The sequence below is a fragment of the Lichenicoccus sp. genome (assembly GCF_965277665.1).
In the GTDB taxonomy this organism is placed as follows: Bacteria; Pseudomonadota; Alphaproteobacteria; order Acetobacterales; family Acetobacteraceae; genus Lichenicoccus.
In genome coordinates, this window is the sequence record NZ_OZ255835.1 from 3280279 (window position 1) to 3307173 (window position 26895).

The following is a 26895-nucleotide window of genomic DNA, read 5'->3' on the forward strand; positions in this document are numbered from 1 at the left end:
CGGCGTCAGATCGGGGCGCGCAGTCGTGCTTTCAACGCGCGATGAACATCCAGGCGAGGAACGAGAACGGCGTCAGGGCCAGGGCCATACCGCCTGCCGCACCCAACAGGTGCTCAAGGGCCCACTCGCCCGAGCGGCTTGCGGCTTGATCGATGGCAGAGGCGGCACGAGTAGCCATCATGGAAACGGAGTTGGGCACAACCGAACGGAAGACGTCGCGATCGGTGGTGCCGGCGTTCATGCTGAGTGCGGTCATGGTCTGGTCCTTCTGCTGGCCGGAAGCTCATCTGCTTCCATGCCAACATCACTGCAGCCGCCGTGCCAGCCTCAGCATCATCACCAGGCCATTGGAATCACTCGACTCTCTCTGGATCGGCCAGCGCAACGAGAGGGAGCCTTGGCCTCTCCGCGCGATGTATGGCGAAAGCAGCCGAGTATTGGCAATCCTGACCGACTCCGATCGGGGCCTCAGCGGGACGTGGTGGGAGAGAAGCGACCGGAGAACCGGTAGCGCGACGCGGCATAGACCAGGCGCACGTCGGTGACCACGACACCCTGCAGCCAGGTGCGGCGATGCAGCTCCAGGCATGCGTCGCCAGGTGCGATCTTCAGCTGGACGGCCAGGTCGGCGCCCGCGTTCAGGCCGGAGATCACGTGCTCCGCCTCGGTCCACGGGACATGCTGCAGGAGCCAGGTGCCCGGGGCGACCGCCGCGAACGTTTCGAAGGCGGCATTCGAGACGGTGCTCAGCACGATCAGCCGCTCCTCCCAGGCGACCGGCACCGCATCCAGCTCATGCCTGCAAGAGACCTCCAGCACGCGGGTCTTCTGAGCCAGCCGGAGGTCGGCACGCTCGCGGCGGGTTGCCGGCCGGTCCTGGCGCTTGAGGATCAGGTGCCGGTAGATCTGGTTGGTCCGCGACGCGACCTCGGCCAGGTCTTCGATCCGCAGGATCGAGCGTTCGCCGGAGGGGCTGGCGACGAATGAGCCGGCCCGGCTCCGCCTGACGATCAGACCGCGGCTGCTCAGGCCGTTCAGGACCTTGCTCACGGTCATCCTGGAGCAGCTGAACTGTTCCATGAGCTGATGCTCGTAGGGGATGCGGCTTCCGGGGGGCCAGGCGCCGGACAGGATCTTGCGCTCGAGATCCTGCTCGATCCGCGCGCCGATCGAGGGCTGCGTCACAGGGCGGCCAGCCGGCGGTTGCATCAAAGGGCGGCCAGCCGGCGGTTGCATCAAAGGGCGGCCAGCCGCCTGGCGCACCGGACATAGACCGCCCTGATCGCGGCGGCCTGGCAATGCCGTCCTTCGGCCACCACCTGCCGGCCGCCCACCCAGACGTCTCGAACCGCCGACCGGTCGCCGCCGAACAGCCAGCCATCGAGAATGGTGGCAGGGCCGCCGGCGGCAAGGCACGCCGCGTCCGGATCCAGAGCGACGATATCGGCCGGCGAGCCGACGCGGATCGCCGGCGCCGGCGCATCCAGGGCGGACGCGCCGCCGGCCGCCGCGGCGGCAAAGAGCGTCTCGCCGGTCGACGCACCCAACCCGCTCGCCATCACGTTCCGTCGCCTCGTCGCCAGCCGCTGCGCATATTCAAGCTGCCGCAGCTCCTCGGCAACCCCGATTGCGACGTTGCAGTCCGTCCCGATGGCGATCCTGCCGCCGGCGTCGCGCCACGCCGTGCCCGGGAAGATGCCGTCGCCGAGCGAGGCCTCGGTGACCGGACAGAGCCCGATCGTGGCGCCCGCGGCAGCCAGGCGGCCGACCTCGCTTGCGTCCATGTGCGTCGCGTGGATCAGGCACCAGCGATGATCCACCGGAGCATGGTCCAGCAGCCAATCGACCGGGCGGCGCCCGCTCCAGCCGAGGCAGCCCTCGACCTCGCGGGTCTGCTCGGCGACGTGGATGTGGATCGGGCGCCCGTCCGCCAGCGCCACCAGGGCGTCCAGCTCGGACGGCGTGACCGCGCGCAGGCTGTGCGGCGCGATCCCGAGTGCCGCACCGTCCAACCCGCGCACCAGCCCGGCGCACCGGTCGAGCAGACTTGCATAGGCATCGAGACCATGCAGGAACCGCCGCTGCCCGCCGAGCGCAGGCTGCGGACCGAAATCCCCGTGCGCGTAGAAGCAAGGCAGCAGCGTCAGCCTGATCCCGACGGTGTCCGCGGCACTCGCGATCCGTGACGACAGCTCCGCCGGATCGTCGTAGGCCGTGCCGTCCGGCGCGTGATGCAGGTAGTGGAATTCACCGACACGCGTGAAGCCGCCCTGCAGCATCTCCATGAATGCCTGCGCCGCGATCGCCTCGACATCCTCGGGCGTCATGCGGTCCAGGAACCAGTACATGATCTCCCGCCAGCTCCAGAAGCTGTCCTCGCCGTGCCGCCGCCGCTCGGCGAGCCCTGCCATGCCGCGCTGGAAGGCGTGGCTGTGCACGTTCGCCATGCCGGAAAGCGCGTAACCGCCGGCGCAGTCGTCCGGTCGCCGCACCGCGCCGGCCTCGACCGAAACGATCTTGCCGCCGCTCATCACGATGCGGACGCTGTCAGCCCAACCGTCGGGAAGCAGCGCGTGCTTGAACAGGTGCGTCGGCACGATGCCCTCCGGCAGGCGTTCTCGATCGATTTGAGTCTAGACATAGGTTCGTCGCGCCGACAATGTATAGACAAGACGCGGAGGCAACGGTGCAGGTCGATACGCTATGGCGCCATGCCCGGCTGGCGACCATGGCCGAGACCCGGCACGGGCTCGGGATCGTCGAGCGCGGGATGATCGCGGCGCAGGACGGGCGCATCGTCTATTGCGGCGACGAGGCCGGATGCCCGACCCTGCAGGCGCGCGAGGTCGTCGACTGCGAGGGGCGCTGGATCACGCCCGGCCTGATCGACTGCCACACCCACCTGGTGTTCGGCGGAGACCGGGTCGACGAGTTCCGGATGAAGCTGGCCGGCGCCCGCTACGCGGATTTGGCCAGGGTCGGCGGTATCCGGGCAACGATGGCCGCGACCCGGTGCGCGACCCCGGAGCGGCTCGCCGCCGACGCGCTGCTGCGTCTCGATGCGCTGATCGCCGAGGGCGTCACGACCGTGGAGGCGAAGTCCGGCTACGGCCTCGACGAGGCGACGGAACTGCGCCAGCTCGCCACCGCCCGCGCCCTGTCCCAGCATCGCCGGATCAATGTCAGCCCGACCTATCTCGGCCTGCACGCCGTTCCACCGGAGTTTGCGGACGATGCCGACGCCTATGTCGATCTCGTCGCCGCCAGCCTGATCCCGCGCATTGCCGCCGAGGACCTGGCCCAATCGGTGGATGCGTTCTGCGAGGGCATCGCCTTTACGCCCGCGCAGGTGGACAGGGTGTTCACCGCGGCCCGCCGGCACGGACTGCCGGTCAGGCTGCACGCGGACCAGCTGTCCGATACCGGTGGCGCCGCCCTGGCGGCCCGCCATGCCGCGTTGTCGGCGGATCATCTGGAACACGCCTCGGAGGCGGGCGTCGCGGCGCTGGCCGCGAGCGGCAGCGTCGCCGTGCTGCTTCCCGGCGCCTTTCTCAGGTTGCGCGAGACCCGGCGGCCTCCGGTCGATGCGCTGCGCCGGCACGGCGTGCGCATCGCGGTCGCCACCGACCTCAATCCCGGCTCGTCGCCGCTCGCGTCGCCGCTGCTGGCGATGAGCCTGGCCGCCAGCCTGTTCGGCCTGACGGTGGAGGAATGCCTGCTCGGCATGACCAGGCAGGCCGCTTATGCGCTCGGTCGCGGGGCGCGGACCGGGTCCCTGGAAGCCGGCAAGGATTGCGACCTGGCGATCTGGTCGGTCGAGCAGCCCGCCGAGCTGGTCTATTGGCTGGGCCTCAACCGCCTCCACCGGCGCGTGTGCGGCGGACGATGAGGGTGGAGCTCAGTCCCGGTGCCACCGCGCTCGACGGGTGGCGCGCGATCTATCGCGGTGCGGAGGTCGCACTTGATCCGCGCTGCCATCCCCTGATCGAGGCGGGTGCTGCCACCGTCAGGACACTGCTCAGCCGCGGCAAGCCGGTCTATGGCATCAACACCGGCTTCGGGCGGCTGGCGTCCATCCGCATCGGCGACGACGACCTGGCGGTCCTGCAGCGCAACATCGTCCTGTCGCATGCCGCAGGCGTCGGCGATCCGATGCCGGTGCCGATCTGCCGGCTGATGCTGGCCTTGAAGCTGGCGTCGCTGGCCCAGGGCGCCTCGGGCGTGCAGATGCGCACGATCGCGCTGCTTGAGGCGATGCTGGCGCACGGGCTGGTGCCGGTGATCCCGGCCCAGGGGTCGGTTGGCGCCTCGGGCGACCTGGCGCCGCTGGCGCACATGGCGGCGGCGATGATCGGGGTCGGCACGATCATGCGCGAGGGGCGTCCCGAGCCCGCGGCGGCGGCCCTCTCGGCTTGCGGTCTTGCCCCTCTGGCACTGGAACCCAAGGAAGGGCTGGCCCTGCTGAACGGGACCCAGTTCTCGTCGGCCAACGCGCTGGCCGGGTTGTTCGAGGCCGAGCGCCTGCTCGGCACCGCGCTGGTCACCGGGGCGCTGGCCACCGACGCCGCCCGCGGCTCGGACGCGCCCTTCGATCCACGGATCCACGCCCTGCGCGGGCATCGCGGGCAGATCGACGTGGCGGCGACCCTGGTCGAGCTGATGCAAGGCAGCACCATCCGCGCCTCGCATCTGCAGGGCGACGAGCGGGTGCAGGACCCGTACTCCCTGCGCTGCCAGCCGCAGGTGATGGGCGCCGTGCTCGACCTGCTGCGGCAGGCGGCAACGACGCTGGCGATCGAGGCCAACGGCGTCACCGACAACCCGCTGATCATGACCGATACCCAGGAGGCGCTGTCCGGCGGCAACTTCCATGCCGAGCCGGTCGCCTTCGCTGCCGACATGATCGCCCTGGCACTCTGCGAGATCGGCTCCATCGCCGAGCGCAGGATCGCCATGCTGGTCGATCCCAACCTCTCGGGCCTGCCCGCCTTTCTCACCCCGCGCCCCGGCCTGAACTCTGGGTTCATGATCCCGCAGGTGACCGCCGCGGCCCTGGTGTCGGAGAACAAGCAGCGCGCGACCCCGGCCAGCGTCGACAGCATCCCCACCTCAGCCAACCAGGAGGATCACGTCTCGATGGCGGCGCATGGGGCGCGGCGCCTGCTGCCGATGGCGGAGAACCTCGCCGCCATCCTTGGCATCGAGCTGCTCGCGGCCGCCCAGGGCTGCGACTTCCACGCGCCATTGCGCAGCAGCGCCATGCTGGAGCGGGTGAAGGGTCTGTTGCGCGAGACCGTCCCGCCTCTCGAGGACGATCGCTACCTGGCGCCCGACCTCGCGCGCGCCTCGGTGCTGGTGCGTGCTGGCGCCGTGCTCGCCGCGGCGGGGCCGATGCCGCGGCTGCAGCTCGCCTGATACCGCGCCCTTAAACGCGGCCTGACGCGCTGCCCGGGCAATCTGACCGGATGACCGATGGAGTTTGCTCGATGAACCGCCGCGATAACGCCCGCACGATCCGCTCGCCGCGCGGATCGACGCTGTCCGCGCGGGGCTGGCTGACGGAAGCGCCGATGCGCATGCTCATGAACAACCTCGATCCGGACGTCGCCGAGCGCCCGGAGGAGCTGGTCGTCTATGGCGGGATCGGCCGCGCGGCCCGGGACTGGAACAGCTTCGACCGCATCGTCGAGACCCTGCGCCGGCTGGAGGAGGATCAGACCCTGCTGGTGCAGTCCGGCAAGCCGGTGGGCGTGTTCCGCACCCATGCCGACGCGCCGCGCGTGCTGATCGCCAACTCGAACCTGGTGCCGCACTGGGCAACCTGGGAGCATTTCAACGCGCTCGACCGGCTCGGCCTGATGATGTACGGCCAGATGACCGCCGGTTCCTGGATCTATATCGGTACCCAGGGGATCGTGCAGGGCACCTACGAGACCTTCAATGAGATGGCGCGGCGGCACTATGGCGGCGACGCCAGCGGCCGCTGGATCCTGACCGCAGGCCTGGGCGGCATGGGCGGCGCGCAGCCGCTGGCCGCGGTGATGGCCGGGTTCTCCTGCCTGGCGATCGAGTGCCAGCCCAGCCGGATCGAGATGCGCCTCAGGACCCGCTATCTCGACCGGCAGGCGGGCAGCCTGGATGAGGCGCTGGCGATGATCGAGACGGCGCGGCAGGCCGGCCGACCCGTCTCGATCGGGCTCCTGGGTAATGCCGCCGAGCTGTTCCCCGAGCTGGTCCGACGCGGCGTGCGTCCCGACTGCGTCACCGATCAGACCTCGGCGCACGACCCGCTGAACGGCTATCTCCCGGCCGGATGGAATGTCAGCGAGTGGGAAGACCGGCGGGCACGCGATCCGGCCGGCGTCGAGGAGGCGGCCAAACGCTCGATGGCCGTACAGGTGGAGGCGATGCTGCGCTTCCATGCCAGCGGCGTCCCCACGGTCGATTACGGCAACAATATCCGCCAGCGCGCGCGCGAGATGGGCGTCGCCAACGCCTTCGATTTCCCGGGCTTCGTGCCAGCCTATATCCGTCCGCTGTTCTGCCGTGGCGTGGGCCCGTTCCGGTGGGCGGCGCTGTCGGGCGATCCTGAGGACATCTACCGCACCGACCAGAAGGTGAAGGAGCTGCTGCCGGACGATGCGCACCTGCATCACTGGCTCGACATGGCGCGCGTGCGGATCGGCTTCCAGGGCCTGCCCGCCCGCATCTGCTGGGTCGGGCTCGGCGACCGGCACCGGCTCGGGCTGGCGTTCAACGAGATGGTCGCCACCGGCGAGCTCAGTGCGCCGGTGGTGGTCGGACGGGACCATCTGGATTCCGGATCGGTCGCCAGCCCGAACCGCGAAACCGAGGCGATGCTGGACGGCTCCGATGCGGTCTCGGACTGGCCGCTGCTGAACGCGTTGCTGAATACCGCCTCCGGCGCCACCTGGGTGTCGCTGCATCATGGCGGCGGCGTCGGCATGGGCTTCTCGCAGCACGCCGGCATGGTGGTGGTCTGCGACGGCACGCCGGCGGCGGCGGCGCGAATTGGCCGCGTGCTGTGGAATGACCCGGCGACCGGGGTGATGCGTCACGCCGACGCCGGGTACGAGGCGGCGATCGACTGCGCCCGGGCGCAGGGCTTGGACCTGCCCGCCATCCTGGGGTGAGCGAGCCGGTCCCCGACCTGGATCTCGCGGCCGGCCCGCACTCGGCACCCTGCCCGCCGAGCCGCTAGCCAACAAGACTGGCATAGGATACCCCCCTATGGCATAAGACCTTATGACCCATACGGCACGGGAGAAGGCCAAGCTGTTGACGCGGGTGCGTCGCATGAAAGGCCAGATCGAGGCGATCGAGCGCGCGCTGGAGGCAGAGGCAGGCTGCGAGCAGATCCTGCACCTCATCGCCGGCGTCAGGGGTGCCATGGCCGGGCTGATGGCCGAAGTGGTCGAGGATCATGTCCGCACCCATCTGGTCGATCCCGTTGCGCATCCGGGCGCCCTGAACATGGACGCGGCCGAGCAACTGCTCGATGTCGTCCGCACCTACCTGAAATGAGGGTCACCATGGACGGTGCCGGAAGCCCGACCCACCCCGGGCACGACCACGTGTTTCTCGGCGCCGGACATGAGCGTGCCGAGCGCAGGACCTGGTGGGTCATCGGCCTGTGCGGCGCGATGATGGCGCTCGAGATCGCGGGGGGCCTGGCGTACGGCTCGATCGCCCTGGTAGCGGACGGGCTGCACATGAGCACGCATGCCGGCGCCCTGCTGCTGGCGGCACTCGCCTACAGCTATGCTCGCCGCCACGCGCAGGACCGGCGCTTCAGCTTCGGCACCGGCAAGCTCGGCGACCTGGCCGGTTTCACCAGCGCGATCGTCTTGGCCATGATCGCCTTGCTGATCGGCTACCAGGCCGTCGCACGGCTGGCCACCCCGGTTGCGATCCGCTTCGCCGAGGCGATCCCGATCGCAGCACTCGGCCTCATCGTGAACATCGGCAGCGTCTGGCTGTTGAGCGGCGGCCACCATCATCACGGTCATGACCATCACGACCACGATGACGAGCATTCCGTCGTGACGCCTGCAGGCCTGTTGCTGCTCAGCGTGTTCGAGGACGGCGTGCCGCCGGTCTTCCGGCTGCGATCGCCCGGTGGGCTGTCGCTCTCGGAGGTCACGATCGAGACGGTCAGGCCCGACGGCACGCGGCAGGTGTTCCACCTGGTGGACCGCGATGGCTGCGTGGAGAGCGTCGAGACCATCCCAGAGCCGCACCGCTTCACCGCCTCCATTCGCCTGCAGGGAAACATCTATCCGGTTCGCTTCGAGGAGCAGGAACACGAGGCGCATGGAGAGGCACATCACGACAACAACCTGCGAGCCGCAATCGTCCACGTTCTGGCGGACGCCGCCGTCTCCGTGCTGGTCATCATCGGTCTTCTGCTCGCCCGCACGTTCGGGTGGCTCTGGATGGATCCGCTCGCCGGCCTGATCGGCGCCGGCGTCATCGCAGCCTGGTCGTATGGGCTGGTGCGCGATACCGGGGCCATCCTGCTCGACATGGTTCCCGACCAGCGCACCGAGAATGCCGTTCGTCGAGCGGTCGAGGCTGAGGGAGACCGGCTGACGGACCTCCATTTGTGGCGTCTGGGACCGGGGCATCTTGGCGCAATCGTCTCGGTGGCGACGACGCGGACGTCGCAGGGACCGGAGCATTATCGTCGCCTGCTGTCGCGCTTCCCCGCTCTCTCGCATGTGACGGTGGAGGTGCAGCACGCCTGATCCACCGCCGTGCAGGCCTGCCGTGGTGCAGGTTGTTTGATCTAGATGCCGGCGCCTAGAGCATGATCCGATCGATCATGCTCAGCTTGTCGTTTGATAGAGCAGCTTTATCCGACACTTGGCATCGCGAAGCGATTCCAAGTGATCGGATGCTGCTCTAGATCGCCGCAATCCCCGGGTGCTCGCTTCTGCCGCGTGCCAACCGACCTGAAGGCCCAGGCCGGCACCCGATAGCAGGAAGACGCAGATGAACCTCTCCAAGGCCCTTCAAGCCGCTATCATGCTGCCGGTCATGGCTGGCCCAGTGATGGCGCAGCAGCCCCGGCCGACGTCAAGCTCCACGATGCCGATGGCTTCGGCTGCGGATACTCGTCCTTCGACGAAGGCATTCAAGGCTGCCGACGACAAGATGATGAGGGGCATGGATCGCCCGATGACGGGCAATGCCGATCAGGACTTCGTGGCCGGGATGCTGCCGCACCATGCCGGCGCCGTGGGTATGGCAAAAGTCGAGCTCAGATACGGCAAAGACCCCGAGATGTTGCGGCTGGCGAGGGGAATCATCAACGCACAGCAAAAGGAAATTGCGCAGATGCAGGTATGGCAGGCGAAGCACCCTGAGCACTGACGCCAGTAGAACCAGCCGGATATCGAGCAGGAAGTCCGCGTTCCCCAGGGCGAACGGCATGGACGGCAGAGCCTGGATGATCTTTAACGGAGGGTGATGGTGGGTATTGCGGGCAAGGTGGTCATCATCACCGGGGCGAGCAGCGGAATCGGTCGCGCGACGGCAATGCTGCTCGCAGCGCGCGGCGCGCTCGTCGTCCTGGGCGCACGCCGGGAGGACGCGCTGATCGCGGTGGTCGACGCGATCGCCGCTGCGGGCGGCAAGGCCGTGCACAAGGTGACCGATGTGCGCCATCGCGGTGACCTCGAAGCGCTCGTCGCGATGGCGATCGCGCTGGGCGGGAGGCTCGACGTGCTGATAAACAACGCAGGGATCGGACCGATCTCGCGCTTCGACGCACTGCGCGTCGAGGATTGGGACGCGATGATCGACGTCAATCTGCGCGGTACGCTTTATGGAATCGCCGCGGCGTTGCCGGTCTTCCAGCGACAGCGATCGGGGCACGTCATCAACATCGTCTCGACCGCCGGGCTCAAGATCCTTCCGACGATGGGAGTTTATGCCGCGACCAAGAACGCGGTCCGAACGGTCAGCGAAGCACTGCGGCAGGAAGCGGGGCCGGATTTGCGGGTCACCGAGATTTCTCCGGGACTGATTTCGACCAACTTTGCCACCTCGATGACCGACCTGGCGGTGAAGGAGGCGATGGCAAAGAGCCTGGGCGATATCGCGATCCCAGCGGAGGCGATCGCTCGCGGCATTGCATACGCGATCGAGCAGCCGGATGATGTCGATGTCGGGAGCATCGTCATACGACCGACCGCCCAGGGCTGAATCGCGCCGCCTTAGACCGCGAGCGCCGGTTCCCCGATGTCGCAGAGCGTGGCGAAGGCAACATTGGCACCGGCGCGCTCCGGCTTCGCTGGACGCTCCGGTTTTGCGGCCGCTTGCTTGGTCAGGGTCTCGTCGCGCAGCGTATAGCCGCGGCCCCAGGCGGTGCCGATCAGGTTTCCCGCCCCGGCGAGCTGGAGTTTCTTGCGGAGCTTGCAGACGAAGACGTCGATGATCTTCATTTCCGGCTCGTCGAGGCCGCCATAGAGGTGGTTGAGGAAGGCATCCTTGGTGAGCACCATGCCCTTGCGCAGTACCAGCAGTTCGAGGATGGCGTATTCCTTGCCGGTGAGGTGGACCTGGGTGCCGTTCACCGAGACGTCGCGGCTGTCGAGGTTGAGCTGCAGGCTGCCCACGCGCAGGGTGGGCTCGCTGTAGCCCTTGCTGCGACGCAGGATCGCCTGCATGCGAGCGACGAGTTCGGACTGGTCGAACGGCTTGGTGATGAAGTCGTCGGCGCCGACCGCGAACGCCCGCACCTTGGCCTGCGGGCGGCACAGCGCCGAGAGCACGATCACCGGCGTGGCGAGGCGGGCGGCGCGCATGCGGCGGACCACCTCGTAGCCGTCGGCATCCTGCAGCATCAGGTCGAGCAGGATCAGGTCGTAGTCATAGCGCCGGACCATGTCGAGCGCCTCATGGCCCAGGTCCGTATGATCGACCGTGAAGCCCGCGCTCTTGAGCACCGAGGAGATCCCACGCGCAGCCGTCACGTCGTCCTCAACCAGAAGCACACGCATTGTCACCACCACCTGAAACACGACCCAACCCGATCATGAACTCACGTTCTCGTGAAAACAAGTCAAAGCTGGGGGCAGCGACGTAGTGAAACAAGTAAACGGCAAATCACCATGCCGGTTAGGTGATCTTTGTCAGTTCCCGCGAGACAAGATTGCCATAATGCGGAAGGATAATGAAAGTCCCGCAGCAACCTTAGTTTTGACGTGTCCGCTCTTTATTTGGAGCAGGCAGTATTCGTGGCTTTAACGCTAGGGCTGAACTGGCAGTGTTGCAACGGGTTAGAGCCTGTTTCGGCTTTGCGCCCAGGTGCGTTATGGCAGCAGCTTCATCACCCGAAGCGGGACTTCAGACTTTCACTGTCGAAGCCCGGTAGATCTCGTCGATCGCGGCCGCGAGGGCCGCATCGAATTCGGCGTCGCTCATCGACTGCCTGAGGTCGTCGATCAGCGCTCGGGAAAAACTTGCGATCATGCCCTGGTTGGCGGCGAGGCGGCGGCAGGCATCCGGGCGCTTGTAGCCGCCCGAAAGTGCCACCACCCTGACCACCCGGTCATGCGCGGTCAGCGGCGCGTAGGCATCGGGCACCTCCGGGATGGTCAGCTTCAGCATCACCCGCTCGCCGTCCGGCAGTGCGTCGAGGCCCTTCAGCAGCTCGGCCAGCAGGATGGCCTCGGCAGCTGCCTTGTCCGGGCTCTTGATGGAGATCTCCGGCTCGAGGATGGGCATCAGCCCGTGCCGGGAGATCTGCGCGCCGATCTCGAACTGCTGGCGCGCGATCGCGGCGATGCCGTCCTGCGACGCGAGGTTGATGACCGAACGCATCTTGGTGCCATAGACCCCGAGCTTCACCGCGCGCTCGAGCAGCCCGTCGAGCCCGGGGATCGGTTTCATCAGGCTGACACCGTCGCGCTCGGCCTCGAGCCCCTTATCGACCTTCAGGTAGGGCACCACGCCGCGCTCCTGCCACAGATAGGACGGCACCGGACGACCCTGCGCCTCGCCGTCCATGGTGGCCTCGAACAGGATCGCCCCGATCACCTTGGCACCGGTGAAGGCCGGCGAGGTGATGATCCGCACGCGCATCTCGTGCATTTTCGCGAACATTTCGGCGTCCCCGCTATAGGCGCTGTCCGGGATGCCGTAGGCTCGCAAGGCCCCGGGCGTCGAGCCGCCGCTCTGGTCGAGCGCCGCGATGAAGCCGGCCTTCGCATGGGCCTGCGATGCCATCCTGCCATCGACCATGATCGTCATCCTCGCTTGCGGTTGCTTTGTGGCGGGGGTGCCGACCAGGGCCGACTGCCTCCCGTTTGGAGGTGTTTTGGCATCCTTCTTCCGGGTCGTGCAATCCTTTGGCCCGTCGCCCCGGCACCGGCCGGGGCCAGGCTCGGGCGGGCTCTCTCAGCGTCCGATCTCGGCACGACCGATCGGCTACGATCCGGGCTATATCGGCCAGGAGCAGAAAACCCTGCAAGCCATCGACAACCCGTTCGGCACGAGGTTGTCACCCATGTCTTAGGAACCCAGTGTCACCCATCTGTCCGGACTGGACCCAGAAGAAGTTGATGCCGGGTGAGGGATTCGGGAAACGCGCTCGACATTAGCGGTCTTCCGACACTTTTTGGATCAGCCGATGCGAGGTTGTCTGCCCAAACTGTGTGCCCGTGCAAGCCCGATTGATCCAATTCTGGTGGTGCCGGATCGACTTGCCACCAAGGCCAGAACGATAGACCATCCCGCCACGATGACCGATCCCGAACCACGCAGTCAGGCCTCGATCGCCGCGAGCCGCGCCGCCCTCGACCATGCGGCAGTCGATAACCAATTCCGCACAGTTGAGCGGCTGCCGTTTGTCATGCGCCATCAGCGCACGCTGGTTCGGATCACCATGCTGTTCGCGGCCGGCGTCCTGGCCCTCGACGCGATCATCTGGTTGCGCGCCAACCCCTAGTCGGCCGGCTTCACCCCTCCACGTCGCCCGACGCCTCGATCTCGGTCAGCAGAACACCGTCGTCGGTCTGCTCGACCAGAAGCCGGGTGCCCGGTCGCCGGCAGGGAGCGTCACCGCCGGACTAGGGCCGCCGCGCGGTTGCGCTACACTCTCGATCTTAGGCGCCAGCCATGACCAGCAGCGTCGAGACTACCAGCCCGGCCGCCCCGACGCCCATTCTGCCGGCGGGGTTCCTTTGGGCCATCATCGGGCTAGCGATGTTCGGCGCGGTTTTGTTTGGCACTACCGGCTACATGGTCGGCACGGCGGCCAGAGCGCATCTCGGCGCCTGTCGAGACTCTACGTTGCCGGGATGATGAGGGCGCCGTCCGGCCCGAAAATCGCTTCGTGCTGGTCGATGCCCTTAAGCATGGTCCCTACCTTCCTGCCGCTCCTGCGATGCCGACACCTACATCATCAATGAAGACAATGCCGGCCCGCTCCAGCGCCCGCTGGAGTAGATGCAGGTCCGTCGCAGGCGGGACGATGCCGCGCTCGCTGGCACTGATCGCCTGCGGCGGCAGGCCGGTCTGATCGGCGAGCCGACTCTGCTTCCAGTTCAGGAAGGCACGGGCTGCACGGATCTGCGGGCCGGTGATCATGGCCGGTTCTCCTGCGCCCAAGTGGGTTTCTGGTCGAACCACGCCGCTCCGAAATCTGGCCCCTCGCCGATCGCACGGGTGCCGGTGTCGAGTGCTGTAGTCGAGACCGTGCACCAGCCGTCTGCCATGGTGACGGACAGGTCGAAGTCAGGTGCGTCCTGCCCGCTGATCACTTCGATCACTTCGGCGAGGGCCTTGTCTTCGGAGATGTTGAATCCAGCCTCACACCACGCGCATTGGCCGCAGCAAGGGCTGCCTTCGTTCAACACCGTCGAACGACAGCCCGATAGGTGATGGTTGCAGCTATGGCAGAGATGATCCCAGCAATGGGTATCGCCACAGGGGATGCAGCAAAGAAGATCCAGACCACAGCATCTCCCATGCCGGAATCGTCGCCCCACTTCCAGTTGACGTACCGGATACAAGCCGAGTCCACGAGTGTCATCAGACAGCAGAATGCGATGATAAACGCGACGAGGGCGGCTGAGGCAGAAAGCAGTTGCCGCTGCCATGAGGGCCTGGGATTGCTCATCACGGCAGCCTAGCGCACCGGCTCCGCATCTGGTGAGCGTTTGCCGAGGTCCTGCCGCCGATCGCGCCGGGACCACTTGCCGGCCGGCGTCATCGCGGTGGACGCAATGATTGAGCCCGTGGGAACCGCTCCTGGACAATGCCGGGGCGTTTCGATAACGGAATGGGCCTAGGAGTAGGGGCCCTGGCTTGAGTGTGCCCGTCGAGTGGTGGGATAGTGTCGAGATCGTCTTGGTGACAGCCGTATGGCTGGCTGGCGTCGCTTGCGGGAGCTTCGCTTGGTCCCAGCGTATTGTCGTGTCGCGTTCACGCTCGCAAGCACCTGGACTGCTACCGAACCGGCGTATCCGAGAAGCTTCCGGAGCCCGCTCGATTAAAAGCGATATTCTCCGGCCGAACGTCACGATCCTCACCCACATCAAGATGGCAGCTATCGGGACGGCAGCGCCGACGTTCGAGGCTTTTCGTCAGTTTTTTATAGAGCGCAGATCACCTCCTGAAGTCTCGTTCAGATCGCTTGAACACAAGTCTCTCAAGCTGCTCTATATCCATGAGGATTAGAATTTGCGGTCTCCGGCCTGTGCCTTTACCCGATCTACCAATGGATGTTGGCCGTCTACAAGATCAGGGTTGCGATTGATCGAAGCCCGCAACCGCTTGAGGGTCCATGCCGGTCGATTAGTCGGCGAGTCCGGCTTCCCATAGCAGGTCCCGCACGGCTGCCCGGTCAGATGCAGCGGCGAGGACCGCGATCGCATTCATGAGCCGGTCGGTCTCGTTGTCGCTGCCCTCCGGCCGCTCGACCGGTGGCGTCGGCTCTGCTGGAGGTGTGTCCTTGCGGTGCATCGGCTGGCTGCAAGCGCCGCAGACCAGGATGGCCCGGTATCCGGCGAGGGCCTTGGTCGCGCACGTGGGGCACACGTACAGCTTCCGGCGCGGGCGCCGCGTCATCTCGTTCGGCTGGATGGTGACATGGAAGCCGTATAGCATCCTATTCGCCGGATGCAGCGCCGGTCAGAGCAGGCGACCGCTGGCGACGGGATGAGCGTCGCCCCTATGAGGTGCGCGGGATATGCTGCCCGCTCTTGTCCGAGTTCATGGGGCGAAGCACGGCACCGCCTGCCGGCCGGCGCGCCCGCTGACATCATCGGGGCGTTGAGCCGCTCCGTCACAACGATCAGGCATCCGGCAATCGACCGTCGAGCAAGTAGCTTGTGCCCGTCAACCTGTTGTATGCCATTGCGTCAGAGCAACGGGGCTCACGGGACATGCTGCGGAATATACTGAAGTGGTTCGGCTTCGTGCTTGCCGTGCTCATCTTGGCTTTCGATACCCTCTTGTCCGCGGTATTCCTGGCTCACCTACACTATGTCGCAGTTGATATCGTTCGGGCTGTCGTCCTGGTCTCGATCGCCGTGGCGGCGAGCTACTACATATCCTGGGTCTTGAGGATCGGTCGAGGAGCACGGGCAGTTCCACTTGCTACCCGAGTGCGTATGTCAAAACGATCTGCCATTGGAGCCGTACTCATAGCTGTTTGCGTGGACCTGCTTGCCACGGGCGCAGCTCGATTTGCTTCCTGGCACCACGTTCGTCCGCTGCGCATATTCTCAGCGCTCCAGTCCAGCTAAACTGACTCGCGGCGAAGAGACGGCTCCATGTTCACGATAAGCATCTTCCGTTGGCTCTGCGCCATTACCGTCAATCCGCCAACCCAGCCTCCGCGATATGAGATCGCGGATGGCTGCCCGGCCGGGGGCGGTGGTGAGAACCGCGATGGGTTCCTATGCTTTCCTTGGCTAGCATGCGCGAGAGCTTCTAGCGAAGTCGGTTCAACTGCATGGTAACCTGATATGTGCCGCCGGCCTGCTCGTCCGTTATTGCCATCATCATTGACCTGATCGTCTTGTCGTCGCGCCCGTCACCTAGCCGTAGCGTCCTGATGCCATAGGGGCCGGCCTTCGTCTGGTCGCCCAGCACGTGACCCTTGCCAAGCGGCGCTGGCAGCCCCGCGACGATCACCGAGAACTCGCGCGCGGAGGCGGCGGGGTCGGCGCGCTCCGCATAGACAGCGCAGCCTGACGGTGGGAACGATGGTCGGGACAGGGGTCCCGGCGGCTTGCGGATGGCGACAACGTAGCGATTGTCGGGGTCACCATCTGCCACGCCTCCCCGTCCGGATCCGCGGTGAAGAGGTTAAGACCCGTCTGGTTGGTCATCCGCGTCAGGTTCTCGTCCCGTGCCCAGGCTTCCACCGCCTCCCGGCCACCGAGATTGGCAATACAAGCCTGCGAAAACAGGTCGCCGACATCTCGAACAGCAAGTCTCTCGGCATGCGCAGGCGATACCGTTGCGAGTGCTACTGCCAGTACAGACGCCGCGCCTCCGACACCTCCATCCCGCCGCATTTCGAGCGCCACATGGTGCCGGTCGTACCGGAAACTCCGATCCGGTCTGCGCGCTCGCCCCCCGGCACGACGTGGTGATCGCGGCGCGCATGTGGGAAGATCGGCCCGCGCTTGTCTGCGCGGATACAAGAGGACGACATGACCGAGAAGGCGCCTACGATCGTCAACATGCACACGGCGCCGGAAATCGCGGCCGAAGTGCCCGCCGCCTGGACGCATTTCCAGCGCGAGTTGACGCCTGCGATGAAGGATGCGGGGCTGGGGCGTTTCGGGGTGGGCCGTCTCGGCATGAACGCGAGAAGGGTGCCCCCGGGCCACAGCGCGTGCCCGGCACACACGCACCTTATGGCCGACGAGATCTTCGTCGTGCTCGAAGGGCAAGGTCTGTTCCGCTACGGCGATCGCGTGCACGAGATCCGCCCCGGAGACTGCATTTCCTGTCCGGCCGACACCGGGATCGCCCATCAGATCGCCAACCCCGCGACCCCGGACGGCACGGGCGACCTGGTCTATCTCGCGATCGGCGCCGAGCCGCCCGGGGAGGTCTGCACCTATCCCGACAGCGGCGCGCTCGTGATCGACGCCCTCGGCCGGCATGGATTCCTGCGCGAGGCCGATTATTACGAGGGGCAGCCACAACCCACGCCGCTTCTGACGCGCGGCCGCGACGCACCCGTCTGATCGGGGCGCGCGGGGTTGGCCCTGGGGTGGGGTCCGGCTCGGGCGCGTCAGGAACGCACTGACGCCTCCGACAGGGTCGCTGCGATCGCATCCCCCTTGGGCGAGCCCAGCCCCGTCACCGGATCCCAGCCGGGACCAGCCTCGAAGCCGTTGTTGTTGCCGAGCGTGATGTCGTTCAAATCACCGGATTTCCGGTACAGGGCCGGCGCCACCAGCCCCGCCGTGCCGCCGTCGCCCGCATTCCTGATTTCCTCGCCCCGCTCGTCGTGGTCATGCACACGTCGCCTCAGAGCGCGAGGTTGCAGCCGACGCCGCCGACCAAATGAGTCCGCAATGAGTCCGCGACAAAGGCTGATCGATGTTATACCAACCCGGTTTCGCCTTAACTCATTGATTTGATTGGTGCCGGGTGAGGGAAACGACGGGCACACATCTAGAATGGCGGTTTTCCGGCACTTACAAAGCCGGCGGGTGACGCAATGTGTGCCCATGAAGGGTGCCCGCGCAAGAACGAAATCAGCTAGCGCGGAAGCAGTCGTCGCTACAAGAAATGGCATCGTGTGGGTGCTAGGTTCTATCAGCAACCGAAGGCTTCGGTCCTTCCTCTAAGCGCTGGGAAATCCAATTCTAGGAACGGTGCAGTAGGCCTATAACAGCAGCAGCAACCGCCCCGAATGCGCCTATCATCGCGACGGAGAGGGTAGTCTTCGGGCTGTCCGGACGATGATTGTAGTGGCTGGTCAGGTTTATGACTGTATCGCGCCCTGACGTCACGCCCTCGACAGACTGTCTTGTTGATGCCGGGCGCCGTGAGGCAGCCATTTCCTCTTTATCCACTAGTTCTCGCACCTCCGTCAGCCTCCTAGTCAACCTCTTGACCGTGTTGACCGAGTGACCGGCCAGAAACGCTAGCACCCATGCTACAAGCGCGGTCGGAGCCAGAAACAAGCCGTAGGGCCACCCGAAGCCAAGTCCATCCGACAGCCATGGCCAAACCGGAAGTAACGCTGGGATCACCCCGAAAATGAGCCTCAGGACGCCTAGGATCGGATCGAGATGTGGATTGTATTGAGCCAGTTGTTGTTCGTGGACGAAGGTTACCTTCAGGATTGTCAGCGCTAGTGTCGGCAAACCAATCAGTGACGCCGCACCAACCAGGAGCACGTAATTGCGCCGGTTCTTAATCACCTGTTGGTAAGTCATTTTAAGCTCTGAATCCCCCGAGCCAGTTACCCTTGCGAATCGGCAGATGACAAGGACGCCTGCTCGTTTGCCGGCTCAGAAACGAACGCGCCTCGCGAAAGGCCCACTACTCCGCACTTCTGCCCTCCTACACCCACATTCGCATCTTCGAAGGTCTGTTGAGTGCCCTAGGTGACGGCGAGAGCCCCCCACGGCCTGATCGGGCAGCTCTCTGGCTAACAGGCCCGGGAGAAGCCCTCGCGCCAGCGGGCGGCAGAGGCAGTCGAGGGTTCGCTGTAGCCTTATCCAACTACCTTCTTACCCATGAAGCTGAAGGCTAGACTTCTCGGTGTTGGCGAGGCGGAGTGAGGCTCACCTCGGGAAAAGGAGCTGGCGGATTGCCTAATATGCTCTCGGAGACGTTACCGACTGCCTTTCAACCCGTTCGGGAGGCGCCCTTAGCTATCTGGAGGCAATGTGCCTATTCCTACCTATGACCTCCTCATGCTTCCGGTGCTTCGCCGCTGCGGCGAGAAGACGTGGATCATGCGAGACCTGGTGTCGCGGATCGCTGACGACTTGAATCTGACCTCAGAGGAGCGGAGCCAGCAGATACCAAGCGGAGGAACAAGTGTCATCGCAAGCCGTGTCCACTGGGCCAAGACCTACCTGAAGCAGGCTGGGCTGCTAGAGCAACCAAAGAGGGGCGTTGTCCAAATCTCGGAGAGAGGCCGAGAAGTCCTGAGTAGAAAACCGGGGCGCATCGATCCCGCACTTCTCCAGCAGTTCGCCGAGTTTCGCGCCTTCCTCGGGCGCGCCAAAGTTGTAGGCGAAGGTGGGGCGGAGCCGATCACGCCGACTCTCGGACCTACAGTCCCCGCGCCCTCGAGTACTCCGGAGGAACAAATTGCGGCGGCTTCAGTTGCCATTGATGAGGCGCTACGCGATGCACTTCTGGCTAGGATACTCGAAGCATCTCCGGCCTTCTTCGAAAAGCTGATCATCGATCTCCTCCTCGCGATGGGTTACGGCGGCTCCAGACTTGATGCCGGCGAGCAGCTGGGAGGCACAGGGGATGGCGGCGTTGACGGTGTGATCCGAGAGGATCAACTAGGTCTCGATCAAATTTACCTTCAGGCTAAGCGTTATCGCCCCGGTAACACCGTCCCAGGCGAAACCGTTCAAGCTTTTATCGGGGCCTTGATCGGGAAGGGCGCTCAGAAGGGCGTGTTCATCACAACATCCACTTTCACAAAATCCGCCATGGGTGCGGCGAACCGCTCAGGTTCGGTGCGCGTGGTTCTTATTGATGGCGGAGCGCTTACCAAGCTGATGGTTCGGTTCAACGTCGGGACGAGGATTGCCTTGAGCGTCGACATTAAGAAGATCGACTTGGATTATTTCGAAGATGTGGAGGTCGAGTAGGATTGAGACCGTGATAGCAACCTACACAGCAATCGTCTCTGCTCTTGTGCCATGTATTGGCCTGTTGATCGGTTTTTACTCAAGCTGGCTCAGGACTCGAGAGTCAGCTCTCCGCAGAGAAGATGTTCTCGAGTGGTCCAAAGATGTCATCAAAGATCTACAAACGTTATGCCTACTGTGCTACCTAGATGAAGCCAACCTGCCGCCGGAAAGGCGCCACATTAAGCTTGAGCAGGTTATTTTCTCCACTTCCGTTCTTGTGGAGCAAGGTAGACTGCTTTTCAAAAATAGGACCGACAACGACTACGGCCGGGAGAAGATTGGGGCGTATCAGGGCTTCCGTCCGCGAATACTGGATCAGATTGTGATGGCGCATCAGATCGCGGTTTTATGGAACGGCGCAGGATCAGATGAGAGATTGCGGATGCGGCTAGTGGCCGAAGATTGCTTGAAGCACTTCGTCTCACTCGCTCAGCTGGAAGTTGGACGTGGTCGCACAGCCGTTTCTGGAACAAATGAGCCAGGTCGAGGAAAAGCGCTCGACTATCATCTCCAAGTGCTTGACGGGAAGAGAATAGAGGGGGCGCGGAGCCGGATGCAGTTTTGAGGTTGATCGTATTCAACAGATTGGCCCTGTCGCGTGTCTGCCCCTATGGACCTGTAGGTAGTCCGCGGCTACGGACGGACGACCATCCGCCGCGCTGGTCTGTCGAGAGGCCTATGCGTGGACCGGAGAGAACTCCGCCGGCCCTCTTGGCTACTCTTCTCCAGCCAGAGCACGTCGCAGACAGAGCGAGGGCTGCGATATTCAACAACAACAACAACTGAGGCCGACTATTTGAAGCCAAGGCTCACAAGACCCCTACCCCGTCGGCGACAGCAGCGGCGAGTTCTCACGCGAGAGAAGCGAGACGCAATGAGATGCAAGTCGATCACAGGTGAAGGTGTCGAAAGAGTAGGCGGCGGTCCCGAGTGGTCGCGGCTGTTTGGTTCGCTGCTGCTGCCTGTGTCTCGCTAACGTATACTCTACCGAGGCGATAGGATGAGACAGTGAAACAGCGGACAGGATGTCTTATTACGTTTCCAGAACGAGTTACGAGGCATCATACAGTCTTGGTCTAGACCCTAACGAGGCACTGACCTATGTCCCAACACCTCTACGGCTATGCCCGCGTCTCCAGCGGCTCCCGGGACCTCAGCCTTCAACAGGCAGCGCTCAAGGCGGCGGGCTGCACAGTCATTCGCGCTGAGAAGATGAGCGGGACGAAGCGAGACGGGCGAACGGAGCTGCAGTCTCTCATGGACTTCCTGCGGCCTGGGGATGCCTTATATTAGTTGTCACTCGGATAGACCGGCTTGCCCGCTCCGTGAGAGATTTGCAGGACATTGTGCATGAGTTGAAGGCCAAAGGAGCGTCGCTGAAGGCAATCGAGCAGCCCGTCGATACCTCCACAGCCGCCGGGAAGGCGTTCCTCGATATGTTGGGGGTGTTCGCAGAGTTCGAAACGTCGCTTCGGAAGGAGCGGCAGCTTGAGGGCATCGCGGCGGCGAAAGCGGCTGGTGTCTACAAAGGCCGGAAGGCCAGCATCGCACCGGAAGCGGTCCTCGACCTGCATCGTCAAGCCGTAGGGGCAACCGAGATCGCGAGGCGGCTGAGCATCGGGCGCGCAAGCGTCTACAGGATTATCGAGATCGCTGAGGGCGTAGGGAAGTAGTCGGTTCGCATGTCCGCCGTATTCTTACGCTGCTTTGAAGCGGCTTCAAAAGTGACACGGATTGCCCTCTAGGGGCTGTTTTGCCTGCTCAGGGCCTCCGTAGCTCCCTGACGCGGACCTTCTAAGCTCTGGGGAAGCAAGCCTCTCCGGGGCATTCTGTGAGGCTCCAGCGGCGTCCTGTGGCCCCCATCGCGTGACAGTGCATTGGTAAAGGGAGGTCTCAAACGAAGCCGGTTGATAACTTTGCTGATCCGTAAGCACAGCATTGGCATGACGCCACTTGTTTATAGCCTGACTCCACGGCAGGTCCTCCCCGGACCTCAGGTTTGAGCCGTTACTAGCAGGAGCAAACGGGGCTATTCACTACCCGTAAGTGTGATTTATCCACGTCCTTCGACTGGAGCCTCGTGAAGAAGACAATTCTCGGAGACAGGAAAGGGTGAACCTTCACGCTATGGCTATGAAAGTGCTGGTGAGGGAGCTTCACGTTCATCTCCCTTTAATAACTATGTTCGGCTCCGCTTCCCGTAGTAGGGTCTTTTCATTCTAGGAGCGTTTCGAGTGCTCACCGCCCTATCATCTCCCTTGAGCAATGACGCTGTTCTGCGGGAACGGGTTGAGTTCATTTCCCTCATCCGAGAGCCGGCGACTGACGCAGCACACGTCTTTTGCGAAGCCATTTCCGAGCTGACCGAACCTCTGTTGAGCAGGAAGCGCCCGTGGGGACCCGCCGGACGCGCCACTCATCGTCGAATGACTGGCTCGATCCTTGCGGGCCTTCTTCAGAACGGAGCTGTTCGGGCCGCTCGTGGCAAGGGGCGTGCTTGGCCAGATGACCTCGAAGTCAGTCACAAAGCATTCTGAGCTCGTATCGATGCACTGGTCAGCCTGGGCCACGTCGAGTCTCGCCTGGGTGTTTCGTTCTTCGACAACGGCGTAATAGGCGGCAGGGCTACATTGTTGGCGGCACGGCCTTCGCTGCTGGCACTGGCATCGAGGTGCGGACTAGGAGCCGGTGCCTTTGACGAACATTGGCACCTGACCGCAGAAGCCCGTTCAAGGCGCCCAAAGCTACCGCCTGAAGGCCTTGTTGAGTGCGTAGAGGTGCCTGCTGCAGAGAGCGAGCTTCGAACGCCCTGTGAGTTCCCACCGGAACAGCACGAGCAGGTCACCTTCACGAGACAGCAGATTGAATGTTTCAACGCTCATCTTGCTTCGTTCGAGGTGACGGGCTGTGTCCCCCCAGTGTTGCGGCGGCGCTTCTTTGCGGACCTGCGTCTTGGGGGAAGGTTTGTTGCGGTGGGAGGGGAGACGTTCCATAGCCGCCGGAAGGAGGCCAGGCAGTTTATGCGGATCGACGGGCAGCCGGTTGCAGAAGTCGCTCTCTCAGCCGCCTTGCTCTCAGTCTTCCTGTCGGTGGCTGGACGACCAATCCCGTTCGACCCCTACCAGGCTGGCGCGCTCGCCCAGCAGCCCCGCGAGGCGGCGAAGGCGTTCTTAAACCAGAGCCTGAACAGCGGGCGACCGATGCGGCAATGGGCGAGAGATACGGACGACGCTGTGCGGCGGGTGGCATTGCGAGACGCCCGATCCGCTGCGCTCTCAGCCTATCCCATGCTCGGTGAACCGATTGCCCTTCTCCCAGACGATATTCGGCAGTTGGCTCCGATCGGTCGTGAAGGTTGGGTATTGGGCCAATGGCTGACAGGTTTCGAGTCAACAGTGATGGCTGGCACGCTTGAGGCGTTGATGACGCAAGGTGTTGCGGCGTTGCCCCTGCACGATGCCGTTCTGGTGCCCCAGTGTCACATAGACGCGGCCGCACGAGCACTCATCAGCTCGTTTGAGAGCCTGCTTGGTGAGACGCCGAGGATTAAAGTGAAGGGTATGCCGCAGTGACTCGTAGAAGCCCGCACAGCTGCCTCGCAACCCTGCAGGTACAGGGTAGCCGGAAGGCCTCCAGACGGCCTCTACGGGCTTCTACGGGGATGTGTGAGGGTCATCAAGAGCGGTATAGCGGCTGAGAAGCAAAGTGCCTCAAACTCGGCGCCGCAGCCACGCTTTTGCTGAAGACGCTTTCCGGCTCATCCAATTCGGCGGTGTTGGCGGCGGCGTTCCGCTCAGCGCTCTTGCTCGGGCTTCCCAACCGATCCGCCGAGGCAACCTGAGTGTTCCTCTATACCGCTGAAGGAGGTCAGACAGCTGATCGGCTGCGTCGAGAAGGCGCCTAAGCTCGTCAGTTCGCTGTTCCAGTCTGCCCTGTGCTCCGACCGGGTCGGAAGCCTCGCCTTCAACCCTGAAGAAGAGGAGCGGATGAGGGTCGAACTCAAGCTCCTCGTTTGCCTTCCGGAGGTAAAAGCCTCCCAAGTTTGCGGTCGCCGCTCCAAAATCGTTAATTGCCTGATACACATCTGTGTCAAGCAGAGCGTGGTCTCTCCACCTCGTGGGATCGAGTTCGTCCGGTAGGTCTATGCTGTCGAACCCGATGCGTTCCGATATCGCTCCCGATCCACAGTGGCCCTTCCAGTAGATGGCAGCCTCCCGTTGATGATGGGCTGCTGACACGACTTGCTCCAGCAACCAATGGAGACGCACGGCGTAAGCTGCGGCCTGACGCCTACGTTCAAGTTTTGCCTGCTTCGACGACCTCCCTGCGACTGAGGCCGTGATGAGCGCGGCGGCTATAGAAGAGACTACCGGGGCCACGGTAGCTATGATCGTAGTCAACCTGCTAAGGCTCTCAGTACAGCTTCCAGCCAAACCTGCCTCCGCTAATTTAGCACCCGACCACGGGAGCGGACTCGGGCCAAGTCTTGACCTTGAGCAACGCCGATGCGAGCATCGTGACGGGGAAGACTGGGGCGGCTGGCAGACCTTTCAGCAGCGGCTCACTAATCAAGCGAATAGCCCAGCAGGCGGTTTGACCTGTTCCACCGCTCTCTGAAGCCTCTTCAGCGCCTCGCCTCGGATGCCGTAGAGCCTCCCTGTAGTCTTTCTCGCGTGGCCCACGACGGCGTCTCTAGCGTCTTCAGGAACCTCCGCTGCACGCATCTCGTCTTCCCAGCGATGCCGAAAGCTGTGGTTCGGTGCTTTGCGCTCGTCATCAATCCCGATCGTGTCCCTGATCCACTTTCCGGTCACGTTCCAGCCCCGTCCGCCTCGGTTGCCGTGGGCGTCCAGGCCCTTGTCTGGGAACAGCGGCGCTGACGGGTCCGGCAGGGAGTGGGCATAGGTCAGGAAGCCCTCGCGGATCAGGGCCGAGTGGATCGGAACGTTGCGGCGCTGTCCGCTCTTCACGATCTTGTCGGCGTCGTCCTCATGCACCGCAATGAACCAGACCCCGTCATCGCTGCGGATGTCCGACCCCGATAGCTGTAGGACCTCGCCAATCCGCATCCCCGAGAAAGCCATCACCCAGGGGCCCAGCGCAGGGACTCCCGCGCTTCGAGCCGAGAGGCCTGGAGGATGCGGACGGTGTCGGCATCGGTGTAGGGCAGCCGGGTAGCGGTCTTGCTCTTCTTCAGCCGTAGGTTGGCGTCTGCAACGTTGGCGGGAAGCCTACTTTCGCGGAACCCCCACTCGAAAACTTGACGGACAAGCGAGAGACGATTGTTCCAGGTGTTGTTACTCAAGCCGCACGCCTTCAGCGCGTCGCGCCACTGTGCGATGTCGTCCCTGCTGACAGAGGCCGCGTCGTTGTGTCCAAGGTGTTTGATCAGGGCATCTAGGATGTAGCGGGTGTCGCTCATTGTCCGAGGCTTCACGACCGCGCTCGCCTTCCAAGCGTCGAACAGGCCTAGCAAGGGCACTCTCGCGGCCGTTGACGATTGCTGCGTGGGCACATCGGCAACCGGCGGCAGAGCGTCCCGCGCGGCCTGTAGAGGCTCCACGGCACGATTTCCGCGCATTCCCAGCGCCTTCAGATCAGCGTCCAGGTAGGCGCACCGGACCACGTCCAGCATCCCGCCGACGAATGAAGACCGGCTTTCCGGCGTTGTCTCGACTCCGACCAGCCGCAGCGCCTCGTCCGCATGATATTCGACCCGGTCCCACATCCGGGCGATGTTCTCTTCCGTCCGCTCCTCGGGCAAATCCACCAGATCGAAGACGTCGCTGTTCTCGCCGTCGCGGTGAAGCGGTGCGCCGCCGGCGATGCACGCTGCCCACTTCGCGGCGATGTCGGCACCCTGCGCGTGGGTGAGCGTCACGACCGTGAGCTTGCGCGTCCACTCGGCTTCCAGTTCCGCCCACCTAGTCAACGCTTCGGCCCAGGGCTGTGCAATCGCCCGCCGGTCCGAGGTCTTGAGGCTGATCTTGATCGTGTCGCCGGCCAGCCCGGACACCGCCTTGAACCGTGCTGGGATGCGCTTGCGGAAGTAGAGGACACCGGTTCGCGGGTCCTTCCAGGGGTCGCTCACGTGGATCGTCGCCATTAGCTTCTGTGTGCCCGCGCTGTGTGCCCACGGAAGCCTCAGAAGTCCAGGAAAACCACCGTTTCCAGCCACCTCAAGGGGCTAGCAGAGGTTGATGCCGGGTGAGGGATTCGAACCCCCGACCCCCTGATTACAAATCAGGTGCACTACCAGCTGTGCTAACCCGGCGGCCTTGACCCACATTATGCCGGGCCGGATTGTATCCGCCAACTGGTCACCGCGCCGGACCGTCACTGACCAAGGGGAGCGGAGCATGCGGCGTCTGGTGCTGGTCGGGGTGCTGCTGACCGGCTGCGCCTCGCAGTCCCGGCCGGTTACGATTGCCGTGGCCTTGGATGAGCTGCAGAACCAGCTGCAGGCGGCGGGCGCCGTCAGTGTCGTGGGTGCCGGGCCGATCCGCTTCGCCGAAGCGGCGCGGGCCGCCCAGTGCAAGGCACAGGCCGCCAACCCTGAATTGCCCATCCTGACACACGACATCACCATCAACCTGACCGGCACATTCACCGCGAGCGGCGGGTTCGCGCTCGGACCCTCGATCACCGGCGGCCCGCCATTCGGCATTTCGAGTTCGCTGGTGCGCGGCCAGACCCAACAGCTCACCCTGCCGCTGACCTTCGCCGCCCTGTCTGAACTGCCCGATGTCGCAGCGGCGCAGCGCATCGCGCTCTTCACCGGACTGCCGGCCAACGCCAGGGCCGCCGGCACCCGCCGCACGCTCGCCGAACGCGACGCCCTGCGCCGGCAGACCCGGCGGCTGATCATCGCATTCGACCTGCGGCGCTGCCCGGCCGGTCCGCGGGCACCCGCGGGCGCCTGGCAACCCCTCCTGCGGGGGGCGCGGGTCCATCCAACCTGAAACACGGCAACGCCTTCGGCCGACGGGGAGCGATGCCAGCGGCGACG

General features: G+C 64.5%; 30 protein-coding genes, 1 tRNA gene and 1 pseudogene. 17 read left to right on the plus strand and 15 right to left on the minus strand.

The window, feature by feature from the left end; genetic code table 11:
* Positions 1-31 precede the first annotated feature (31 nt).
* The 3 genes from ACQY4O_RS15310 to ACQY4O_RS15320 form a co-directional block, all read right to left on the minus strand.
* Positions 32-256, minus strand: coding sequence for a hypothetical protein (locus ACQY4O_RS15310; protein WP_428377213.1), 225 nt, complete (start codon positions 254-256; stop codon positions 32-34).
* Positions 257-468: 212 nt separating this feature from the next.
* Positions 469-1209 carry a UTRA domain-containing protein gene (locus tag ACQY4O_RS15315; protein ID WP_428377214.1) on the minus strand — a complete coding sequence of 247 codons (741 nt, stop codon included), beginning with the start codon at positions 1207-1209 and terminating at the stop codon, positions 469-471.
* A 26-nt stretch (positions 1210-1235) separates the two neighbouring features.
* Positions 1236-2597 (minus strand): formimidoylglutamate deiminase, encoded by a 1362-nt coding sequence (locus tag ACQY4O_RS15320; RefSeq protein ID WP_428377215.1) that lies wholly within the window; start codon positions 2595-2597, stop codon positions 1236-1238.
* A 62-nt stretch (positions 2598-2659) separates the two neighbouring features.
* On the opposite strand from ACQY4O_RS15320, the gene hutI reads away from it, so the two are divergent.
* From hutI to ACQY4O_RS15355, 7 genes are all read left to right on the plus strand, one after another.
* Positions 2660-3889, plus strand: coding sequence for an imidazolonepropionase (gene hutI, locus ACQY4O_RS15325; protein ID WP_428377216.1), 1230 nt, complete (start codon positions 2660-2662; stop codon positions 3887-3889).
* Entirely contained in the window at positions 3886-5415 is a 1530-nt protein-coding gene (gene hutH / locus ACQY4O_RS15330) for a histidine ammonia-lyase (RefSeq protein ID WP_428377217.1), read from the plus strand. Before hutI ends, hutH begins: the two co-directional genes overlap by 4 nt.
* Before the next feature lie 71 nt (positions 5416-5486).
* Positions 5487-7154: a urocanate hydratase gene (gene hutU / locus ACQY4O_RS15335; RefSeq protein ID WP_428377218.1), complete on the plus strand. Its 1668-nt coding sequence runs from the start codon at positions 5487-5489 to the stop codon at positions 7152-7154.
* A 112-nt stretch (positions 7155-7266) separates the two neighbouring features.
* Positions 7267-7545, plus strand: a complete 279-nt coding sequence (locus tag ACQY4O_RS15340) for a metal/formaldehyde-sensitive transcriptional repressor (RefSeq protein ID WP_428377219.1) — start codon at positions 7267-7269, stop codon at positions 7543-7545.
* A gap of 8 nt (positions 7546-7553) precedes the next feature.
* Complete coding sequence (gene dmeF / locus ACQY4O_RS15345; protein WP_428377220.1) at positions 7554-8768, plus strand: CDF family Co(II)/Ni(II) efflux transporter DmeF; 1215 nt, start codon at positions 7554-7556, stop codon at positions 8766-8768.
* A 247-nt stretch (positions 8769-9015) separates the two neighbouring features.
* A complete protein-coding gene (copM, locus tag ACQY4O_RS15350) occupies positions 9016-9396 on the plus strand; it encodes a CopM family metallochaperone (RefSeq protein WP_428377221.1) in 381 nt (126 codons plus the stop codon).
* Between the two features lie 96 nt (positions 9397-9492).
* Positions 9493-10230 carry an SDR family oxidoreductase gene (locus ACQY4O_RS15355; protein WP_428377222.1) on the plus strand — a complete coding sequence of 246 codons (738 nt, stop codon included), beginning with the start codon at positions 9493-9495 and terminating at the stop codon, positions 10228-10230.
* A gap of 11 nt (positions 10231-10241) precedes the next feature.
* Here ACQY4O_RS15355 and ctrA read toward each other — a convergent pair whose 3' ends face one another.
* On the minus strand, positions 10242-11027 hold the full coding sequence (gene ctrA, locus ACQY4O_RS15360) for a response regulator transcription factor CtrA (RefSeq protein WP_428377223.1): 786 nt from the start codon (positions 11025-11027) through the stop codon (positions 10242-10244).
* Positions 11028-11373: 346 nt separating this feature from the next.
* Positions 11374-12270 (minus strand): fructose bisphosphate aldolase, encoded by an 897-nt coding sequence (locus ACQY4O_RS15365; RefSeq protein ID WP_428377224.1) that lies wholly within the window; start codon positions 12268-12270, stop codon positions 11374-11376.
* Between ACQY4O_RS15365 and ACQY4O_RS15370 the strand changes: the two genes are divergently transcribed.
* From ACQY4O_RS15370 to ACQY4O_RS15380, 3 genes are all read left to right on the plus strand, one after another.
* Positions 12269-12544, plus strand: coding sequence for a hypothetical protein (locus ACQY4O_RS15370; RefSeq protein WP_428377225.1), 276 nt, complete (start codon positions 12269-12271; stop codon positions 12542-12544). The genes ACQY4O_RS15365 and ACQY4O_RS15370 overlap by 2 nt on opposite strands.
* A 225-nt stretch (positions 12545-12769) precedes the next feature.
* Positions 12770-12976: a hypothetical protein gene (locus ACQY4O_RS15375; RefSeq protein WP_428377226.1), complete on the plus strand. Its 207-nt coding sequence runs from the start codon at positions 12770-12772 to the stop codon at positions 12974-12976.
* Between the two features lie 170 nt (positions 12977-13146).
* Positions 13147-13332, plus strand: a complete 186-nt coding sequence (locus ACQY4O_RS15380) for a hypothetical protein (protein WP_428377227.1) — start codon at positions 13147-13149, stop codon at positions 13330-13332.
* A gap of 60 nt (positions 13333-13392) precedes the next feature.
* Here the strand turns inward: ACQY4O_RS15380 and ACQY4O_RS15385 are convergent, their stop codons facing one another.
* Positions 13393-13617, minus strand: a complete 225-nt coding sequence (locus tag ACQY4O_RS15385; protein WP_428377228.1) for a helix-turn-helix domain-containing protein — start codon at positions 13615-13617, stop codon at positions 13393-13395.
* Entirely contained in the window at positions 13614-13883 is a 270-nt protein-coding gene (locus ACQY4O_RS15390; protein WP_428377229.1) for a hypothetical protein, read from the minus strand. The genes ACQY4O_RS15385 and ACQY4O_RS15390 overlap by 4 nt, the downstream gene beginning before the upstream one ends.
* Before the next feature lie 454 nt (positions 13884-14337).
* Here ACQY4O_RS15390 and ACQY4O_RS15395 point away from each other — a divergent pair, with 454 nt between their 5' ends.
* Positions 14338-14709 (plus strand): hypothetical protein, encoded by a 372-nt coding sequence (locus ACQY4O_RS15395; RefSeq protein ID WP_428377230.1) that lies wholly within the window; start codon positions 14338-14340, stop codon positions 14707-14709.
* Between the two features lie 117 nt (positions 14710-14826).
* Here ACQY4O_RS15395 and ACQY4O_RS15400 read toward each other — a convergent pair whose 3' ends face one another.
* On the minus strand, positions 14827-15138 hold the full coding sequence (locus ACQY4O_RS15400) for a hypothetical protein (protein WP_428377231.1): 312 nt from the start codon (positions 15136-15138) through the stop codon (positions 14827-14829).
* A gap of 828 nt (positions 15139-15966) precedes the next feature.
* Positions 15967-16314: an NMCC_0638 family (lipo)protein gene (locus ACQY4O_RS15405; protein WP_428377232.1), complete on the minus strand. Its 348-nt coding sequence runs from the start codon at positions 16312-16314 to the stop codon at positions 15967-15969.
* A 380-nt stretch (positions 16315-16694) separates the two neighbouring features.
* On the opposite strand from ACQY4O_RS15405, the gene ACQY4O_RS15410 reads away from it, so the two are divergent.
* Positions 16695-17237, plus strand: a complete 543-nt coding sequence (locus ACQY4O_RS15410; protein ID WP_428377233.1) for a cupin domain-containing protein — start codon at positions 16695-16697, stop codon at positions 17235-17237.
* Between the two features lie 47 nt (positions 17238-17284).
* Here ACQY4O_RS15410 and ACQY4O_RS15415 read toward each other — a convergent pair whose 3' ends face one another.
* Both ACQY4O_RS15415 and ACQY4O_RS15420 read right to left on the minus strand, forming a co-directional pair.
* Complete coding sequence (locus tag ACQY4O_RS15415; RefSeq protein ID WP_428377234.1) at positions 17285-17515, minus strand: hypothetical protein; 231 nt, start codon at positions 17513-17515, stop codon at positions 17285-17287.
* A gap of 349 nt (positions 17516-17864) precedes the next feature.
* Positions 17865-18440 (minus strand): hypothetical protein, encoded by a 576-nt coding sequence (locus ACQY4O_RS15420; RefSeq protein ID WP_428377235.1) that lies wholly within the window; start codon positions 18438-18440, stop codon positions 17865-17867.
* Positions 18441-18923: 483 nt separating this feature from the next.
* On the opposite strand from ACQY4O_RS15420, the gene ACQY4O_RS15425 reads away from it, so the two are divergent.
* The 4 genes and pseudogenes from ACQY4O_RS15425 (at position 18924) to ACQY4O_RS15440 (ending at position 23458) form a co-directional block, all read left to right on the plus strand.
* Positions 18924-19844: a restriction endonuclease gene (locus tag ACQY4O_RS15425; protein ID WP_428377236.1), complete on the plus strand. Its 921-nt coding sequence runs from the start codon at positions 18924-18926 to the stop codon at positions 19842-19844.
* 10 nt (positions 19845-19854) lie between these two features.
* A complete protein-coding gene (locus ACQY4O_RS15430) occupies positions 19855-20451 on the plus strand; it encodes a hypothetical protein (protein WP_428377237.1) in 597 nt (198 codons plus the stop codon).
* A 536-nt stretch (positions 20452-20987) separates the two neighbouring features.
* Positions 20988-21559 (plus strand): annotated as a pseudogene (locus tag ACQY4O_RS15435) (recombinase family protein).
* Between the two features lie 1104 nt (positions 21560-22663).
* On the plus strand, positions 22664-23458 hold the full coding sequence (locus ACQY4O_RS15440) for a hypothetical protein (RefSeq protein WP_428377238.1): 795 nt from the start codon (positions 22664-22666) through the stop codon (positions 23456-23458).
* A 138-nt stretch (positions 23459-23596) separates the two neighbouring features.
* Here the strand turns inward: ACQY4O_RS15440 and ACQY4O_RS15445 are convergent, their stop codons facing one another.
* The 4 genes from ACQY4O_RS15445 to ACQY4O_RS15460 all read right to left on the minus strand — a co-directional run bounded on the left by ACQY4O_RS15445 (position 23597) and on the right by ACQY4O_RS15460 (position 26160).
* Positions 23597-24124: a hypothetical protein gene (locus ACQY4O_RS15445; protein WP_428377239.1), complete on the minus strand. Its 528-nt coding sequence runs from the start codon at positions 24122-24124 to the stop codon at positions 23597-23599.
* Positions 24125-24454: 330 nt separating this feature from the next.
* The gene (locus tag ACQY4O_RS15450; protein WP_428378215.1) at positions 24455-24970 is read right to left on the minus strand and encodes a tyrosine-type recombinase/integrase; all 516 of its coding nucleotides are present in this window, start codon (positions 24968-24970) and stop codon (positions 24455-24457) included.
* On the minus strand, positions 24970-25992 hold the full coding sequence (locus tag ACQY4O_RS15455; protein ID WP_428377240.1) for a site-specific integrase: 1023 nt from the start codon (positions 25990-25992) through the stop codon (positions 24970-24972). The genes ACQY4O_RS15450 and ACQY4O_RS15455 overlap by 1 nt, the downstream gene beginning before the upstream one ends.
* A 95-nt stretch (positions 25993-26087) precedes the next feature.
* Positions 26088-26160, minus strand: a tRNA-Thr gene (locus ACQY4O_RS15460).
* An 85-nt stretch (positions 26161-26245) separates the two neighbouring features.
* Here ACQY4O_RS15460 and ACQY4O_RS15465 point away from each other — a divergent pair.
* The gene (locus ACQY4O_RS15465; RefSeq protein ID WP_428377241.1) at positions 26246-26848 is read left to right on the plus strand and encodes a hypothetical protein; all 603 of its coding nucleotides are present in this window, start codon (positions 26246-26248) and stop codon (positions 26846-26848) included.
* Positions 26849-26895: the final 47 nt, after the last annotated feature.